Raw genomic sequence first — 15535 nt, 5'->3', positions numbered from 1 at the left:
ATGGGGAATGCGATGAGCAAGTCGTGTCTGCAGATGATTACCGGACCCAGACGATGGCGAGAGGTGCGATCGGGCGCCTGCGCGACCGCGCGCGGCTTCACCCTCATCGAGCTGGTGATTGTCGTGGCGATCGTCGCGATCCTTGCGATGATCGCGCTACCTAGCTACCAAAGGCATATGCAGAAGGCGCGCCGTGCGAGGGCGGAGGGAGATTTGCTTCAACTCGCGCAAATGCTGGAGCGGCAATACACGGTCAACCGGACCTACGTCGGCTTCGTGCTTCCGTTCACCCAGTCGCCAACGGATGGCGGTGCGACCGTGGCGTATACGATCACGTTGCCGAATCTGACGCAGGGAGCCTATACGCTGACGGCCACCCCGACCGGCCCCCAGACGGCCGATCCATGCGCGGTGCTGACGGTCGATCAGACCGGTGCGAAGGGAGCCAGTGGCACCCATCCGTCAGGCAGCTGCTGGTAGTCGAGGCATTTGTGTGCTCCGGGTTGAGGTGGCGGGTATCGGTCGCTATACTCCGCGCCCCCGCCGGAGTAGCTCAGTTGGTAGAGCGGCGCATTCGTAATGCGTAGGTCGGGGGTTCGATTCCCTTCTCCGGCACCAAGTCCGGGCGGTTAGCTCAGCGGTAGAGCATTGCCTTCACACGGCAAGGGTCGCAGGTTCGATCCCTGCACCGCCCACCACTTTCTCCAGTTGGATCTGCATCGCGCGAGCGTCTGTGCCGCGCGCTGTGCTGGCCGCGATGCCAGTGCGCTGGTACCCTGCGCGCCCGACTTTTCCGCCGCGTGCGACTGCACCGGTTACGCCGCATGACCACGCAGCCTGCATACAGCCACGATTCGATCCGCGCAGTGATCTGGCAGGGTGACCATCTGCGCCTGCTCGACCAGCGCCGCCTCCCGGCTGATGAAATCTGGCTCGACTGCCACAGCGCCGACGAGGTCGCCGCGGCGATTCGCGATCTGGTCGTGCGTGGCGCGCCCGCTATCGGTATCGCGGCGGCGTGGGGTGTCGTGATCGCCGCCCAACGCGATCCAGGACACCTCGATGCGGCCTTGGCAACACTGCGCGCCGCACGGCCGACCGCGGTGAACCTGATGTGGGCACTGGACCGGATGAAGGCCGCGATCGTGCGTGGTGCGGACGCGGCAGCACTCGCTCGCGAGGCGCAGGCAATCCAGGACGAGGATCTCGCCGCGAACCGCCACATGGGCGAACTCGGTGCGGCGTTGCTCGGTCGTGGCGTGGGTGTGCTGACTCACTGCAATACCGGTTCGCTCGCGACTGCCGGTTTCGGCACCGCGCTCGGCGTGATCCGCGCCGGCGTCAGCGCGGGCCGCATCGCGCGTGTATTCGCGGGCGAGACGAGGCCGTGGCTGCAGGGCGCGCGGCTCACCATCTGGGAGCTGCTGCGCGACCGGATCCCGGCGACGCTCGTTGCAGACTCGGCAGCGGCGCACCTGATGAAGTCCGGTGATGTGCAATGGGTCATCGTCGGCGCCGACCGCATCGCCGCGAATGGAGACGTCGCCAACAAGATCGGCACTTACCAGCTTGCGATCGGCGCGCGCCACCACGGCGTCAGGTTCATGGTCGTCGCGCCGTCGTCGACGGTCGACATGTCGACCGCGAGCGGCGCCGATATCGAAATCGAGCTGCGTTCACCGGATGAGCTCCTCGCCTATGCGGGGCAGCGCACCGTGGCCGCGGGCGCGCAGGCATGGAATCCGGTGTTCGACGTGACGCCGGCCAGCCTGATCGATGCGATCGTGACCGAGCGCGGCGTTGTCGAGCGTCCGGATGCCGGGCGTATGGCCGCGCTGTTCGGCACCGCGCGCTGATCTCCGCCTGCTTTGAACGGAGCCTCGGATGGCGTTGCACAGGCAAATTCTTTTGTTCGCGATCAGCGGCCTGCTCGGCTTCGTGGTCGACGCCGGCATCGTGCAGTTCCTCGTGCGTGAACTCGGCATCAATCCCTACGGCGCGCGCGTGGTCTCGTTTCTCGCCGCAGCGACGACGACCTGGGGCTTCAATCGGCGCTATACGTTCGCCGGGCATGGCGGCGGCAGCCGGCGTCGTGAATTGCTGCGCTACCTGGTCGCAATGGCGTTCGGCTTCGCGTTGAACTACGGCGCGTACGCCGCCTGCGTGCTGTTCTGGCCGCTGGTGCGCGAGTGGCCGGCGATCGGCGTCGCGGCGGGGTCGGTGGCCGGCGCGGCCGTGAACTTCCTGAGTTCCAAGTACTGGATCTTCCGCGCGCCTGCGCATCGCGGTTGAGGGCATCCGGCAGATGCCCGTTTGTGCGGGAGAGACCTGTCTTGATGTCTCCGGGGAGGTGGGGCAGATGGAACATTCCGGCCGAAGCCGCTCCTGCGGAACCCGGATCCGGGACTTGCCCTTCCGGGGAGGTCGGGATAGCCCCTAAGTCCCGCTGAAATCAGGGAAAAACGGCCACTTTGGCCGGTCTGCTGTGGTAAGATTTAGTGTTGCCTTCGCGCACGCGAGTGGCACTTGCGCAGCGCTGTCGCGGCTCTGCTTTTCGATCCTCGAAAAGCGCCGCGAGAGCGACGTGATCGCGTTCCAAATCCGGACTTTTGCAGAGGTTTCCTGATGGCTGAGCTGGCCAAAGAAGTCATACGCGTCAACATCGAGGACGAGGTCCGGAAAAGCTATCTCGACTATGCAATGAGCGTGATCGTCGGGCGCGCGCTGCCCGACGTGCGCGACGGCCTGAAGCCGGTGCACCGGCGCACGCTGTACGCGATGCACGAATCGAACACGGTGTGGAACCGCCCGTACGTGAAGTGCGCGCGTGTGGTCGGTGACGTGATGGGTAAGTACCATCCGCACGGCGACTCGTCGATCTACGACGCGCTGGTGCGCATGGCGCAGGATTTCTCGATGCGCTACATGCTCGTCGACGGCCAGGGCAACTTCGGCTCGGTCGACGGCGACGAAGCGGCGGCGATGCGTTACACCGAATGCCGGCTCGAGCGCCTGTCCTCCGAGCTGCTCGCCGACATCGACAAGGAAACCGTCGATTACCAGCCGAACTACGACGAGAAGGAATTCGAGCCGACGGTGCTGCCGACGCGCATCCCGAACCTGCTGGTCAACGGTTCGGCCGGCATCGCGGTCGGCATGGCGACCAACGTGCCGCCGCACAACCTCACCGAAGTCCTGTCCGCGTGCATTGCGCTGATCGACGATCCGGAGCTCGGCTTCGACGACCTGCTGCGTCTCGTTCCCGGTCCGGACTTCCCGACCGCGGGCATCATCAACGGTGCCGCCGGCATCGTCGAGGCGTACAAGACCGGCCGCGGCCGCATCCTGGTGCGCGCCAAGGCGGAGATCGAGACCGAGGACAACGGCCGCGAGACGATCATCGTCACCGAGCTGCCGTACCAGGTGAACAAGGCACGGCTGATCGAGAAGATTGCCGAGCTGGTCAAGGAAAAACGCATCGAGGGCATCACCGAGCTGCGCGACGAGTCGGACAAGGACGGCCTGCGCGTCGTCATCGAGGTGCGCCGCGACACCTCGGCCGACGTGCTGCTCAACAACCTGTTCCAGCAGACCCAGCTGCAGGTCACGTTCGGCATCAACATGGTCGCGCTGCTCGACGGCCAGCCGCGCACGCTCTCGCTGCGCGAGATCCTCGATGCATTCATCCGCCATCGCCGTGAAGTCGTCACGCGGCGCACGATCTTCGATCTGCGCAAGGCGCGTGCGCGTGCGCACATCGTCGAGGGCCTGACCGTCGCGCTCGCGAACATCGACGAGATGGTCGAGCTGATCAAGACCTCGCCGACGCCGGACGAGGCGAAGCAGCGCATGCTCGCGCGGCGCTGGGAGCCGGGCATGGTGCGCGCGCTGCTCGCGGCCGCGGGCGCGGAAGCCTCGCGTCCCGAGGAGATGGCGATCGAGGCGGGCCTGAAGGCGGACGGCTACCAGCTGTCCGAGATCCAGGCCAAGGAAATCCTCGAGATGCGCCTGTCGCGCCTGACCGGTCTCGAACAGGAAAAACTCAGCGACGAATACAAGGAATTGCTGCGCACGATCGCGGGGCTGATCGAGATCCTCGAGAACCCCGATGTACTGCTGAAGATCATCCGCGACGAGTTCGTCGCGCTGAAGGAGCAGTACGGTGACGAGCGCCGCACCGCGATCCAGGCCAGCCAGGAGGATCTGAACATCCTCGACCTGATCGAGCCGGAGGATGTCGTCGTCACGCTTTCGCATACCGGTTATGCGAAGCGCCAGCCGGTCAGCATCTACCGCGCGCAGAAGCGTGGCGGCAAGGGTCGGTCGGCGACGAGCATGAAGGAAGAGGATTTCGTCGAGCGTCTGTGGATCGCGAACACGCACGACACCTTGCTCACGTTCACGAGCGCGGGCCGCGTGTTCTGGCTCAAGGTCTATCAGTTGCCGGATGCCGGTCCGAACGCGCGCGGCAAGCCGATCGTGAACCTGCTGCCGCTGGAGCCGGACGAGAAGGTCCAGGCCGTGCAGCCGGTGCGCGAGTTCAGCGAGGACCGCTACGTGTTCTTCGCGACGAGGAACGGCACGGTCAAGAAGACGCCGCTGACCGAGTACGCGTTCCAGCTGCAGCGCGGCAAGATCGCGATCAACCTCGACGAGGGCGATGCGCTGGTCGACGTGCAGCTCACCGACGGCGCGCGCGACATCCTGCTGTTCGCGTCGAACGGCAAGGCGGTGCGCTTCGACGAGGCCTCGGTGCGTTCGATGGGTCGCACCGCGACCGGCGTGCGCGGCATGCGCCTCGCTGAGGGCGAACAGGTGGTCAGCCTGATCGTCGGCGAGGGCGACGATGACATCCTGACTGCGACCGAACGCGGCTACGGCAAGCGCACGCCGCTCGCCGACTATCCGCGCAAGGGCCGCGGCACGCAGGGTGTGATCGCGATCCAGTGCTCGGAGCGCAACGGCATGCTGATCGGCGCGGTGCAGCTCGGCGAGAGCCACGAGCTGATGCTGATCTCGAACCAGGGCACGCTGGTACGCACGCGCGCAGCCGAGATCGCGCGCGTCGGCCGCAACACGCAAGGCGTCACGCTGATCCGCCTGCCGGCGGACGAGGCGCTGGTCGGCGTGGTCAAGGTCGAGGCGCTGGGTGAGGACGACACCGGTGACGTGACCGCGACGGGTATCGACAGCGCTGCGTCACCCACCGACGAAACCTAGTTTCGGCACCTTCATTGCGTAGGAGCGGCTTCAGCCGCGATGCTCTTGCGCTTTCCCGCGAGCACTCTGAAAAGCATCGCGGCTGAAGCCGCTCCTACACGCAGAGCGTCACATTGACCTGTCTGCCCGCGGGCGCGGCGCTGCTCGGCGTGGTCATGGTCGAGGCGCCGGGCGAGCTGGGCGAGGATGAAAACGGCGACGTGGCCGGGACGGGTATCGACAGCGCTGCGTCACCCACCGACGAAACCTAGGTTCGGCACCGCCATTGCGTAGGAGCGGCTTCAGCCGCGATGCTCTTTCGCCTTCCGGCGAGCATCCGGAAAAGCATCGCGGCTGAAGCCGCTCCTACCGGTCAACCTACGTCGGCCAGCATCGCCTCCGCACTCGACACCTTGAATTCACCGGGTGCCTCGACGGCGAGCTTCTTCACGACACCATCCTCGGCATAGAGCGCAAAGCGCTTGCCGCGCAGACCCATGCCGAAGCGCGTCGCGTCCATCTCCAGTCCGAGCGCCTGCGTGAATGCGCCATTGCCGTCGGCGAGCATCATCAGGCCATCGGGTACGTGCTGCGCTTTCCCCCAGGCATCCATCACGAATGCATCGTTGACCGCGATGCAGGCGACCTCGATGCCGCGTTTCGTGAATTCGCCGTAGTGCTCGATATAGCCGGGCAGGTGCCGTTCCGAGCAGGTCGGCGTGAATGCGCCGGGTACCGAGAACAGCACGGCCTTGCGGCCCTTGAAGATTTCGTCGGTGGAAATCGCCTGCACGCCGTCTTTCAGCACGTTGAGTGTCGCCGCGGGAATGCGGTCGCCGACCTGGATCGTCATCGGAATATCCTCGTTGGAGTGGCTGCCCGCGCTGCGGGTCGGGAGCGGATCATACGTCGCGCCGGCGTCGAACATGGCGTCTCTTGAAAGCCGATCCGGTGGCCCTACCTTTTCGCCATCGCGGCGACTGTCGCCGCAGCCAATTGCGGAGAGATTCCATGATCGTGACCCATTACAACCCGTGGTTCGTGCGCGGCAACGCGCTGGCGAAGCACACACTGGACCGTTTCTTCAACACCGACGAAGCCAATGCGGCAGGCGCCGCCACGCAGCCGTGGACGCCGCGCGTCGACATCCGCGAGGAAGCCGCGCGCTTCGTGATCCTCGCCGACCTCCCCGGCATCGATCCGGCCGACATCGAGATCCAGATGGACAAGGGCGTCCTGTCGCTCAAGGGCGAGCGCAAGTCGGAAACGAAGGAAGAGGGCGCCACGTTCACGCGCGTCGAGCGCACGCACGGCAGCTTCGATCGCCGCTTCGTGCTGCCTGACAGCGCCGATGCCGATGGCATCACCGCGGTCGGCAAACACGGCGTGCTCGAGATCTCGATCCCGAAGAAGCCCGAGACCACGCCGCGCCGCATCGCGATCAACAGCTGACGAACTCCGATCGCCGCTCCGCTTATGCGGGGGCGGGTGCTTTGGTACGCTGGCCGGCAGGCATGGCGTACCGGTGATCACTGCCGGCCCGCGGTCGCAACCGCGGGCCGTTTCGTTTTGCGAGGCTCGGGAGAATCGATGGAGTTCAAGGACTATTACGAGACGCTCGGCGTGAAGTCCGGCGCGACGGATGCGGAGATCAAGTCCGCGTACCGGCGGCTCGCGCGCAAGTACCATCCGGACGTCAGCAAGGAAGCCGGCGCCGAGGAGAAGTTCAAGGCGGTCAACGAGGCGTACGAGGCGCTGAAGGACCCCACGCGCCGCCAGGCCTATGACCAGCTGCGCGCGGGCGGCTACCGCGGCGGCGACGAATTCCGCGGTCCGCCGCCGAACTGGCAGCGCGGCACCGATTTCGGCGAGGACGGTGGTGCGGATTTCAGCGACTTCTTCGAGTCGCTGTTCGGAGGCCGCGGCGCCGGCGGACGAGCGGGCCCGCGCCGCGGGCGTGATGTACATGCGCAGATCGCCGTTGATCTGACCACGGCCTATCACGGCGGGCGGCAGCGCATCGGCCTGCACGACGGCGGCGGCGAACGCACGCTCGAGGTGCGGATTCCGGCCGGCATCGCGCCGGGCCAGCAGATCCGTTTGGCAGGGCAGGGCGGTGCGGGGGCGCATGGGGGTCCCGCGGGCGACCTGATCCTCGAAGTCGGTTTGCGCGACGATCCGCGTTTCCGGCTGGAAGGACGCGATGTGCTCACGGACCTCCCGGTCGCGCCGTGGGAAGCCGCGCTCGGCGCGACGGTGACCGTGCCGACGCTGGGCGGCAACGTCGAGTTGCGCATTCCGGCCGGTTCGGATGGCGGCCGCAAGATGCGCTTGCGCGGCCGCGGCTGGCCGGGCAAGACGCCCGGCGATCAGATCGTCACGCTGACCGTGCGCGTGCCGAAGGCTGCGACCGACGCGCAGCGCGCACTCTACGAGCAGATGGCGAAGGAATTCGACTTCGACCCGCGGGCCTGAGCTAAGCCGCCGGCAGGTATTCCGTGATGACCTTCGAGAGCTCGGCGTCGTCGATCGGTTTGGTCACGTAGGCCTTCGCGCCCTGGCGCATGCCCCAGACGCGGTCGGTGTCCTGGTCCTTGGTGGTGACCAGCACGATCGGGATATGGCTGGTCTTCGGGTCCTTGGCGATTGTGCGGGTCGCCTGGAAGCCGTTGAGGTTCGGCATCACGACGTCCATCAGGATCAGGTCCGGCAGTTCGCGCCGGGCCGCTTCGACGCCGGCAGCGCCGTCCTCGGCGGTGATGACCTGATGGCCGAGCTTCTCGACCGTGCGTTTCATTCCAACCAGCTGCGACGGTGAATCGTCGACGATGAGTACTCTGGACATTGTGGCTGTTTCCCCCTGTGAAGGGATGCATTCTAGACAGGTGCCGGCCATCCGGCCAAGAGCCGTTCAGCCGGGTTTGACGACCGTTCGGCCGAGCGAACCGCCAGCCAGCATGGTATCGAAAATGCCGGGAAGTTCGGCCAGCGCCACTTCACGGTTCACGATCGTGGCGAGATGGACGGGTTTCCAGTCGCTGGCGAGGCGTTCCCAGACCTGCTCGCGGATCGGTCGCGCGGTGCCGGCCGAAGCGACGCCGAGCAGACTGAGGCCGCGGATGATGAAGGGCATCACGGTAGTGGCCAGGTCTGCGGACGCGGCGAGGCCGCAGCTGGCGATGCTGCCATAGGGACGGATGACCCGGGTCAAGCCGGCCAGCATGTCGCCGCCGACGTTGTCGATCGCGCCGGCCCAGCGCGCGGTTTCGAGCGGGCGCTGACCCCAGTAGAGTTCCTTGCGCGCAATGCACTGCTTCGCGCCGAGCCCGATCAGCCAGTCGAATTGCTCGACCTTGCCGGTGATCGCATGCGCCTCGAAGCCGGCGCGGGTCAGGATGTCGATCGCGAGTGAACCGACGCCGCCGGTCGCACCGGTGACGACGATCGGCCCCATCTCCGGCGTCTGCCCGTTGCGCACCATCTGGAACAGCGACAGCGCCGCAGTGAAGCCGGCAGTGCCGAGCGCCATCGATTCGCGCAGCGTGAGGCCGGCCGGCAGCGGGATCGTCCATTTGGATTCCAGTCGCGCGTATTCCGCATAGCCGCCGTCGCGCGTTTCGGAGAGGCCACAGCCGGTGCACAGCACCTGGTCGCCTTCCTTGAACGCCGGATCGGTCGACGCAGCGACGTAGCCGGCCACGTCGATGCCGCCGTTCAATGGGAACTGGCGCAGGATCTTGCCCTTGCCGGTCCCGGCCAGGGCGTCCTTGTAGTTGACCGACGAGTACGCGACCTTGACCAGCACCTCGCCCGGCGAGAGCGCGTCGACGCGCATGTCCTCGATGCCAGCGCGGTAGCCGGTGGCGTCGTTGTGGATGCGGAAGGCGGGGAAGGCGGCGGCGATACTCATGCTTTTATCTCGTCGTCCCGGCGCAGGCCGGGACCCAGTGGCTTCGATTTTCCAGCTACAGCAACTCGTCGTAGAGATCGCGCCAGTACGGATTGACCTGCTCGATCAGGTTCACTTTCCACGCGCGTCTCCACTGCTTCAGCGCTTTCTCGCGCGCGATCGCCGAATCCATCGTTGCATGCGGCTCGAACCAGACCAACACGTGCACGCGATGTTGCCTGGTGAATCCTTCGATGAATCCGTTTTTGTGCTGCCAGACGCGCTGGATCAAATCCGAGGTTACACCAAGGTAGAGCGTGCCATTGCGGCGGCTCGCCACGATGTAGACGCAGGGCTGCTTGCTCGGGCGTGACATGCAAGACACTGGGTCCCGGCGTTCGCCGGGACGACGAAAGGTGGAGTGTCACCTTTCCATGCGCCGGCCATTTCGTCGAACGCCGGAGCCAACTGTATCGCGTGCGATTTCATCGTGCCGATGTGTGCGATGACAACGAATTGAAACCTCGTCCGGCGCACGCCGGGACTTGGCGCCTTGGTCGCTGGATCCCGTGTCACCGGCCATCCATGGCCTGAACGGGATGAAGTCATTCTGACTTCAATTCGCCTTGTGGATCGCCCGCTTGTCGACTGACAACGCCGCCTCATGCACCGCTTCGCTCAAGGTCGGATGTGCATGCACGATCCGCGCGAGGTCTTCGGACGAACCCTTGAACTCCATCGCGACCACGCATTCGGCGACCAGTTCGGAGACGCAGGCGCCGACCAGGTGCACGCCGAGGATGCGGTCGGTTTCCGCGTGCGCGATCACCTTCACGAAGCCGGCCGGTTCGTTCATCGCAACCGCGCGGCCGATCGCCGCGAACGGGAAGCTGCCGGTCTTGTACGGGATGTTTTCGGCCTTGCACTGCGCTTCGGTCTTGCCGACCCAGGCGATTTCCGGTTCGGTGTAGATCACCCACGGCACGGTGTCGAGGTTCACGTGGCCGGCCTTGCCGGCGATGATCTCGGCGACCATGACGCCTTCCTCGGACCCCTTGTGCGCGAGCATCGGACCGCGTACGCAGTCGCCAACCGCCCACACGCCCTCGACGCCAGCCCAGCAATGCTCGTCGACAATGACACGGCCGCGTTCGTCGGTCTTCACCCCGGTGCCGTCAGCGAGGACGCCATCGGTGTAGGCGCGGCGGCCGACCGCGACCAGCAGCTTATCGACGACGAGCTGCTTCTCGCCGTCCTTCGCAGAGTAGGTGAGGTTGACTTCGTTGCCCTTGACCTCGGCCTTCGACAGCTTCGCGCCGAGTTCGATCTTCAGACCCTGCTTGGCGAATTCGCGCGCGGCGGTCTTGGCGACATCCGCATCGGCGACGCCGAGGAAATCCGGTAGCGCCTCGATGATGGTGACGTCGGAACCCAGGCGCTTCCACACGCTGCCAAGTTCGAGGCCGATCACGCCGGCGCCGATCACGCCGAGGCGCTTGGGTGTTTCGCTGAAATCGAGTGCGCCGGCGTTGTCGACGATGTTCTTGCCGTCGAACTTCGCGAACGGCAGCTCGATCGGCACCGAGCCGGTCGCGATGATCACGTTGGTCGCAGCGAGCGTCTGCTTGCTGCCGTCAGCCGCGGTCACCTCGACCTGGCGATCCTTCAACAGACGGCCCTTGCCGAAGAACGGCGTGACCTTGTTCTGCTTGAACAGCATCGCTATGCCGCCAGTGAACTGTTTGACGATCTTGTCCTTGCGGCCGACCATCGTGCCGACGTCGATCTTCGCGTCCTTCGCGCTGATGCCATGCGCCTCGAAGCTGTGCGAAAGGTTCCAGAACTGCTTGGATGAATCCAGCAGCGCCTTCGACGGAATGCAGCCGACGTTGAGGCAGGTGCCGCCGAGTGCGGCCTTGCCGTCCTTGCCCTTGAAGTCGTCGATGCAGGCGGTCTTGAGGCCGAGTTGCGCGGCGCGGATCGCGGCCACATAGCCGGCCGGGCCGGCGCCGATGACGATGACGTCGAAGTTGTCCATTAGGAAGATCCTTTCTGCCGAATGCCCTCCCCTTCAAGGGGAGGGTAGGGTGGGGATGGTGTTCAGATTGTGGCGACGGTGCGCGAACACCATCCCCATCCCGGCCTTCCCCTTGAAGGGGAAGGGGGAAGCATCACATCCCGAGCAGCATCCGCTGCGGATTCTCGAGCTGGTTCTTGATATCGACGAGGAACAGCACCGCGTCCTTGCCGTCGATGATGCGGTGGTCGTAGCTGATCGCGACGTACATCATCGGCGCGGCGACGACCTGGCCGTTCTCGACGATCGCACGGTCCTTGATCGTGTGCATGCCGAGGATCGCGCTCTGCGGCGGGTTCACGATCGGCGTCGAGAACAGCGAGCCGAACGTGCCGCCGTTGGTGATCGTGAAGGTGCCGCCCGCGAGGTCATCCAGCGTCAGGCCGCCTTCGCGCGCCTTCTTCGCGTAGTTCGCGATCGCCTTCTCGATGTCGGCGAAACCCATGGCCTGCGCGTCGCGCAGCACCGGCGTGACCAGGCCCTTGTCGGTCGACACCGCGACCGAGATGTCCTGGTAGCCGTGGTAGATCACGTCGTTGCCGTCGACCGACGCGTTGACGATCGGATAGCGCTTGAGCGCCTCGCAGGCGGCCTTGACGAAGAAGCTCATGTAGCCGAGCTTGATGCCATTGGCCTTCTCGAACTGCTCGCCGAGCTGCTTGCGCATCGCGGCAACCTTGGCGAGGTTGATCTCGTTGAACGAGGTCAGCATCGCGATCGAGTTCTTCGACTGCATCAGGCGCTCGGCGATCTTCGCGCGCATGCGCGTCATCGGCACGCGCTCTTCCGGTCGCGCGCCCGGCGTCGGCTTCGCGGCCGGAGCAGCGGCTGCCGGTGCTGCAGCCGGCGTACCGGTGCGCATGAAGTTGACCAGGTCTTCTTTTGTCACGCGGCCATCGCGGCCGGTCGCGGAAACCTCGTTGACGTCGATCGTGTTCTCGGTCGCGACGCGCTGGCCGGCCGGCGAGAGATCGGCGGCCTTTGCGGAGGTGGCAACCGCGGCTTTCGGCGCCTCGGCCTTCGCGGCCTCGGGAGCTTTCGGGGCCGGGGCGGCTGCGACGGCGCCTGCCTCGATGATCGCCAGCAGCTGCTGGCTGGTCACCGTGGCACCGGTGTCCTGCCGGATCTCCTTCAGCACACCGTCGGCCGGCGCCGGCACTTCGAGCACGACCTTGTCGGTCTCGAGATCGACCAGGTTCTCGTCGCGCTTGACCGCGTCGCCCGGCTTCTTGTGCCAGGTCGCGATGGTCGCGTCGGAGACGGATTCGGGCAGGACGGGGACTTTGACTTCGATCGACATGGGATTGTCCTTGGGTTCTTTGTGTACTTTTGCGTTCATCCATGAACGCGAGGATCAAACAGCGGCCATCCCTGGCCGCACTATTCAATTACGTTATCGGGACCGGCCGGCAGGACCAGCGCCTGCTCGACCAGCGCGGCCTGTTCGGCCACGTGGGTGCTCAAATGGCCGCAGGCCGGCGCCGGCGAGCGCGTGCGGCCGGCGTAGGCGAGGCTCTGCTCGGGTGCCAGCACGGCCTTCAGGTGATGCTGGATCTGGTACCAGGCGCCCTGGTTCATCGGCTCCTCCTGACACCACACGACTTCCTTCGCGGCCGGATACTTCGCCAGTTCGGCGCTGACTTCGGTACGCGGGAACGGATACAGCTGCTCGACGCGCACGATCGCAACGTCGCCGATGCCGCGTTTGGCCGCGTCCTCGACGAGGTCGTAGTAGACCTTGCCCGAGCACAGCACGACGCGGCGGACCTTGCTGCCGTTCTTCGCGGTGGTGTCCGGGATCGCGAGCTGGAAGCTGCCGTTGGCGAGTTCGTCGAGCGTTGACACCGCGAGCTTGTGGCGCAGCAGCGACTTCGGCGTCATCACGATCAGCGGCTTGCGCACGCTGCGCAGCATCTGCCGGCGCAGCATGTGGAACATCTGCGCTGGTGTGGTCGGCACGCAGACCTGCATGTTGTCGAGTGCGCACAGCTGCAGGTAACGCTCGAGGCGCGCCGAGGAGTGCTCGGGACCCTGGCCCTCATAGCCGTGCGGCAGCAGCAGGACCAGGCCGGACAGCCGGTTCCACTTCGCCTCGCCGGATGAGATGAACTGGTCGATGACGACCTGCGCGCCGTTCGCAAAGTCGCCGAACTGGCCTTCCCAGAGCACCAGCGTCTGCGGCTCCGCGGTCGAGTAGCCGTACTCGAACGCCATCACCGCTTCCTCGCTCAGCAGCGAGTCGATGATGGTCACGTTCGCGCTGTCGCGCACGGTCGTGAGCGGCACATAGTCGCCGCCGCTGTTCTGGTCGTGCAGCACTGCGTGGCGATGGAAGAACGTGCCGCGGCCGGAATCCTGGCCGACCAGGCGCAGGTCGTAGCCGTCGGCCAGCAGCGAGGCGTAGGCGAGATTCTCGGCGAAGCCCCAGTCCATCGACTGCGCACCCGCGGCCATCTTGGCGCGGTCCTCGTAGATCTTGGCGACGCGCGGATGCAGGACGACGCCTGTGGGGACGCCGAGGATCTGCTTGTTGAGCGCTGCGAGCTTGTCCTTCGCGACGCCGGTCGACACCACCTGCGCCAGCTTCGCGCCGAGGTGGCTGCGCCAGTCGATCGCGAACGCGTCCCTGAAGTCCGGATCGAGCTCGGCGATCGGCGTGCCGGCTTCGAGCCGGTTGCGGTAACCGTCAACGAGCGCCTTGGCATCGGCATCGACGATCACGCCAGCGGCGATCAACTTCTGTGCATACAGCTCGCGCGCGGTCGGGCGCGCGCGCACGATCTGGTACATCAGCGGCTGCGTGGCCGCCGGCTCGTCGGCCTCGTTGTGGCCGTGGCGGCGATAGCAGACCAGGTCGATGACCACATCGCGCTTGAATTTCTGGCGGTAGTCGAACGCGAGGCGCGCGACGAACAGCACAGCCTCCGGATCGTCGCCGTTCACATGGAGCACCGGCGCGTTGATCATCTTGGCGACGTCGGTGCAGTACAGCGTCGAGCGCGCGTCGTGCGGGTTCGAGGTGGTGAAGCCGACCTGGTTGTTGACGACGACGTGGATCGAGCCGCCGACGCGGAAGCCGCGCGCTTGCGACATGTTCAGCAGTTCCATGTTGACGCCCTGGCCCGCGAACGCGGCGTCGCCGTGGATCTGCACCGGTACGACGTGTTCGCGTGTGGTGTCCTGGCGATGGGTCTGGCGCGCGCGCACGGAGCCCGCAACGACCGGGTTGACGATCTCGAGATGCGAAGGATTGAACGCGAGCGCGACATGGACCGTGCGGCCGGGCGTCTTCACGTCGGCGCTGAAGCCCATGTGGTACTTCACGTCGCCCGAATGCGCGGGATCGTCCGGATGTTCGAACTTGCCATCGAATTCCTCGAACAGCTTCTGCGGCGACTTGCCGAGGATGTTGACCAGCACGTTGAGGCGACCGCGATGGGCCATGCCCATCACCATGTCGTTCATGCCGTCGGCGCCACCGCGGCGGATCAGCTCGTCGAGCAGCGGGATCAGGCTGTCACCGCCTTCCAGCGAGAAGCGCTTCTGGCCGACGTACTTGGTGTGCAGGTAGCGTTCAAGGCCGTCCGCCTGCACGAGTTTCTCGAGAACGCGCTTCTTGTCCTCGATGCTGAGGCCGTAGTTGCCGCCGGCGCGCTCGAGCTGCTCGTGCACCCACTGGCGCTGCTCGACGTCGGAAATGTGCATGAACTCGGCGCCGATGCTGCCGGCGTAGGTCGCCTTCAGCAAGGCGACCAGATCGCGCAGTTTCAGGCGCTTCGGCCCAGCCAGCGAGCCGGTGCTGAATTCGGTGTCGAGGTCGGCGTTGCCGAGGCCGTGGAACTGCGGATCGAGATCCGGCGCCGAAGGGCGCGGCAGCAGGCCGATCGCCTTCAGGTCCGAGGACGGGAACGCGTGCTCCATGTCGAGCGGGTCGAGCTTGGCGGCCAGATGCCCGCGCGAGCGGTAAGCCGTGACCAGCTTCAGCACGCCGGCCTGTTTCTGCGAGGGCGCTTCGGCGCCGGTCGCCGCCAGCGGCGCCGGGCCGCGGCCGTTGAGTTTCTGTGCCGCCTCGATGCGCGCGATCGCCGCGGAATGCGGCACGTCGCCGGCCTCGCGGCCTTTCAACGTGTCGAAATAACTGCGCCACTGCGGCGCGACCGCATTCGGGTCGGCGAGCCAGGTTTCGTAGAGATCCTCGACGAACGCGGCATTGCCGCCGGAAATCGGCGAGGTCGCCTGGAATTGCTGGAGAAGGCTAAGGCTGGGCTGGGAAGGATTTGCGCTCACGCTGCCACCGTGCAGACGAAAAGGCGCGCCGGTCGCGCGCCATGGGCCGTGTTCGTCATCCCGTCGCAAGACGGCTGACACAA

The 15535-nt window shown here is 65.9% G+C and carries 14 protein-coding genes and 2 tRNA genes; 9 read left to right on the top strand and 7 right to left on the bottom strand.

Going from position 1 to position 15535, the window contains the following annotated elements; translation table 11 throughout:
- The 7 genes from ABD002_RS01485 to ABD002_RS01455 all read left to right on the top strand — a co-directional run bounded on the left by ABD002_RS01485 (nucleotide 1) and on the right by ABD002_RS01455 (nucleotide 5471).
- Nucleotides 1-480, top strand: coding sequence for a type IV pilin protein (locus tag ABD002_RS01485; protein WP_343786400.1), 480 nt, complete (start codon nucleotides 1-3; stop codon nucleotides 478-480).
- 62 nt (nucleotides 481-542) lie between these two features.
- Nucleotides 543-618 (top strand) — tRNA-Thr (locus ABD002_RS01480).
- Between the two features lie 5 nt (nucleotides 619-623).
- Nucleotides 624-698, top strand: a tRNA-Val gene (locus ABD002_RS01475).
- Nucleotides 699-824: 126 nt separating this feature from the next.
- Nucleotides 825-1856, top strand: a complete 1032-nt coding sequence (gene mtnA, locus ABD002_RS01470; protein WP_343786399.1) for an S-methyl-5-thioribose-1-phosphate isomerase — start codon at nucleotides 825-827, stop codon at nucleotides 1854-1856.
- Nucleotides 1857-1884: 28 nt separating this feature from the next.
- Nucleotides 1885-2292, top strand: a complete 408-nt coding sequence (locus ABD002_RS01465) for a GtrA family protein (RefSeq protein ID WP_343786397.1) — start codon at nucleotides 1885-1887, stop codon at nucleotides 2290-2292.
- A gap of 333 nt (nucleotides 2293-2625) precedes the next feature.
- Nucleotides 2626-5220 (top strand): DNA gyrase subunit A, encoded by a 2595-nt coding sequence (gene gyrA, locus ABD002_RS01460; protein WP_343786395.1) that lies wholly within the window; start codon nucleotides 2626-2628, stop codon nucleotides 5218-5220.
- A gap of 113 nt (nucleotides 5221-5333) precedes the next feature.
- Nucleotides 5334-5471 (top strand): hypothetical protein, encoded by a 138-nt coding sequence (locus ABD002_RS01455; RefSeq protein WP_343786393.1) that lies wholly within the window; start codon nucleotides 5334-5336, stop codon nucleotides 5469-5471.
- A 101-nt stretch (nucleotides 5472-5572) separates the two neighbouring features.
- Here the strand turns inward: ABD002_RS01455 and ABD002_RS01450 are convergent, their stop codons facing one another.
- Nucleotides 5573-6052 (bottom strand): peroxiredoxin, encoded by a 480-nt coding sequence (locus tag ABD002_RS01450; RefSeq protein WP_343786391.1) that lies wholly within the window; start codon nucleotides 6050-6052, stop codon nucleotides 5573-5575.
- Nucleotides 6053-6210: 158 nt separating this feature from the next.
- On the opposite strand from ABD002_RS01450, the gene ABD002_RS01445 reads away from it, so the two are divergent.
- On the top strand, nucleotides 6211-6651 hold the full coding sequence (locus tag ABD002_RS01445) for an Hsp20/alpha crystallin family protein (protein ID WP_343786389.1): 441 nt from the start codon (nucleotides 6211-6213) through the stop codon (nucleotides 6649-6651).
- A 138-nt stretch (nucleotides 6652-6789) separates the two neighbouring features.
- Nucleotides 6790-7674, top strand: a complete 885-nt coding sequence (locus tag ABD002_RS01440) for a DnaJ C-terminal domain-containing protein (protein ID WP_343786388.1) — start codon at nucleotides 6790-6792, stop codon at nucleotides 7672-7674.
- A gap of 1 nt (nucleotide 7675) precedes the next feature.
- Here the strand turns inward: ABD002_RS01440 and ABD002_RS01435 are convergent, their stop codons facing one another.
- The 6 genes from ABD002_RS01435 to ABD002_RS01410 form a co-directional block, all read right to left on the bottom strand.
- Complete coding sequence (locus tag ABD002_RS01435; RefSeq protein ID WP_343786386.1) at nucleotides 7676-8044, bottom strand: response regulator; 369 nt, start codon at nucleotides 8042-8044, stop codon at nucleotides 7676-7678.
- 66 nt (nucleotides 8045-8110) lie between these two features.
- The gene (locus ABD002_RS01430) at nucleotides 8111-9109 is read right to left on the bottom strand and encodes a YhdH/YhfP family quinone oxidoreductase (protein ID WP_343786384.1); all 999 of its coding nucleotides are present in this window, start codon (nucleotides 9107-9109) and stop codon (nucleotides 8111-8113) included.
- 55 nt (nucleotides 9110-9164) lie between these two features.
- Nucleotides 9165-9464, bottom strand: a complete 300-nt coding sequence (locus ABD002_RS01425; protein ID WP_343786382.1) for a GIY-YIG nuclease family protein — start codon at nucleotides 9462-9464, stop codon at nucleotides 9165-9167.
- 240 nt (nucleotides 9465-9704) lie between these two features.
- Nucleotides 9705-11126, bottom strand: a complete 1422-nt coding sequence (gene lpdA / locus ABD002_RS01420) for a dihydrolipoyl dehydrogenase (RefSeq protein ID WP_343786380.1) — start codon at nucleotides 11124-11126, stop codon at nucleotides 9705-9707.
- Nucleotides 11127-11259: 133 nt separating this feature from the next.
- Nucleotides 11260-12465 carry a 2-oxoglutarate dehydrogenase complex dihydrolipoyllysine-residue succinyltransferase gene (odhB, locus tag ABD002_RS01415; protein ID WP_343786377.1) on the bottom strand — a complete coding sequence of 402 codons (1206 nt, stop codon included), beginning with the start codon at nucleotides 12463-12465 and terminating at the stop codon, nucleotides 11260-11262.
- Between the two features lie 80 nt (nucleotides 12466-12545).
- Nucleotides 12546-15452: a 2-oxoglutarate dehydrogenase E1 component gene (locus ABD002_RS01410; RefSeq protein WP_343786375.1), complete on the bottom strand. Its 2907-nt coding sequence runs from the start codon at nucleotides 15450-15452 to the stop codon at nucleotides 12546-12548.
- Nucleotides 15453-15535 lie beyond the last annotated feature (83 nt).

The organism is Dokdonella soli (assembly GCF_039523175.1).
Classification (GTDB): Bacteria; Pseudomonadota; Gammaproteobacteria; order Xanthomonadales; family Rhodanobacteraceae; genus Dokdonella_A; species Dokdonella_A soli.
This window is presented reverse-complemented; position numbering and strand designations above follow the sequence as displayed.

What these genes read in the sequence shown, in the direction of transcription:
- ABD002_RS01445 (WP_343786389.1), top strand. Translation starts at nt 6,211, where the DNA reads ATGATCGTGACCCATTACAACCCGTGGTTCGTGCGCGGCAACGCGCTG.
- mtnA (WP_343786399.1), top strand. Translation starts at nt 825, where the DNA reads ATGACCACGCAGCCTGCATACAGCCACGATTCGATCCGCGCAGTGATC.
- ABD002_RS01465 (WP_343786397.1), top strand. Translation starts at nt 1,885, where the DNA reads ATGGCGTTGCACAGGCAAATTCTTTTGTTCGCGATCAGCGGCCTGCTC.
- ABD002_RS01430 (WP_343786384.1), bottom strand. Translation starts at nt 9,109, where the DNA reads ATGAGTATCGCCGCCGCCTTCCCCGCCTTCCGCATCCACAACGACGCC.
- ABD002_RS01425 (WP_343786382.1), bottom strand. Translation starts at nt 9,464, where the DNA reads ATGTCACGCCCGAGCAAGCAGCCCTGCGTCTACATCGTGGCGAGCCGC.
- odhB (WP_343786377.1), bottom strand. Translation starts at nt 12,465, where the DNA reads ATGTCGATCGAAGTCAAAGTCCCCGTCCTGCCCGAATCCGTCTCCGAC.
- lpdA (WP_343786380.1), bottom strand. Translation starts at nt 11,126, where the DNA reads ATGGACAACTTCGACGTCATCGTCATCGGCGCCGGCCCGGCCGGCTAT.
- ABD002_RS01440 (WP_343786388.1), top strand. Translation starts at nt 6,790, where the DNA reads ATGGAGTTCAAGGACTATTACGAGACGCTCGGCGTGAAGTCCGGCGCG.
- gyrA (WP_343786395.1), top strand. Translation starts at nt 2,626, where the DNA reads ATGGCTGAGCTGGCCAAAGAAGTCATACGCGTCAACATCGAGGACGAG.
- ABD002_RS01450 (WP_343786391.1), bottom strand. Translation starts at nt 6,052, where the DNA reads ATGACGATCCAGGTCGGCGACCGCATTCCCGCGGCGACACTCAACGTG.
- ABD002_RS01485 (WP_343786400.1), top strand. Translation starts at nt 1, where the DNA reads ATGGGGAATGCGATGAGCAAGTCGTGTCTGCAGATGATTACCGGACCC.
- ABD002_RS01435 (WP_343786386.1), bottom strand. Translation starts at nt 8,044, where the DNA reads ATGTCCAGAGTACTCATCGTCGACGATTCACCGTCGCAGCTGGTTGGA.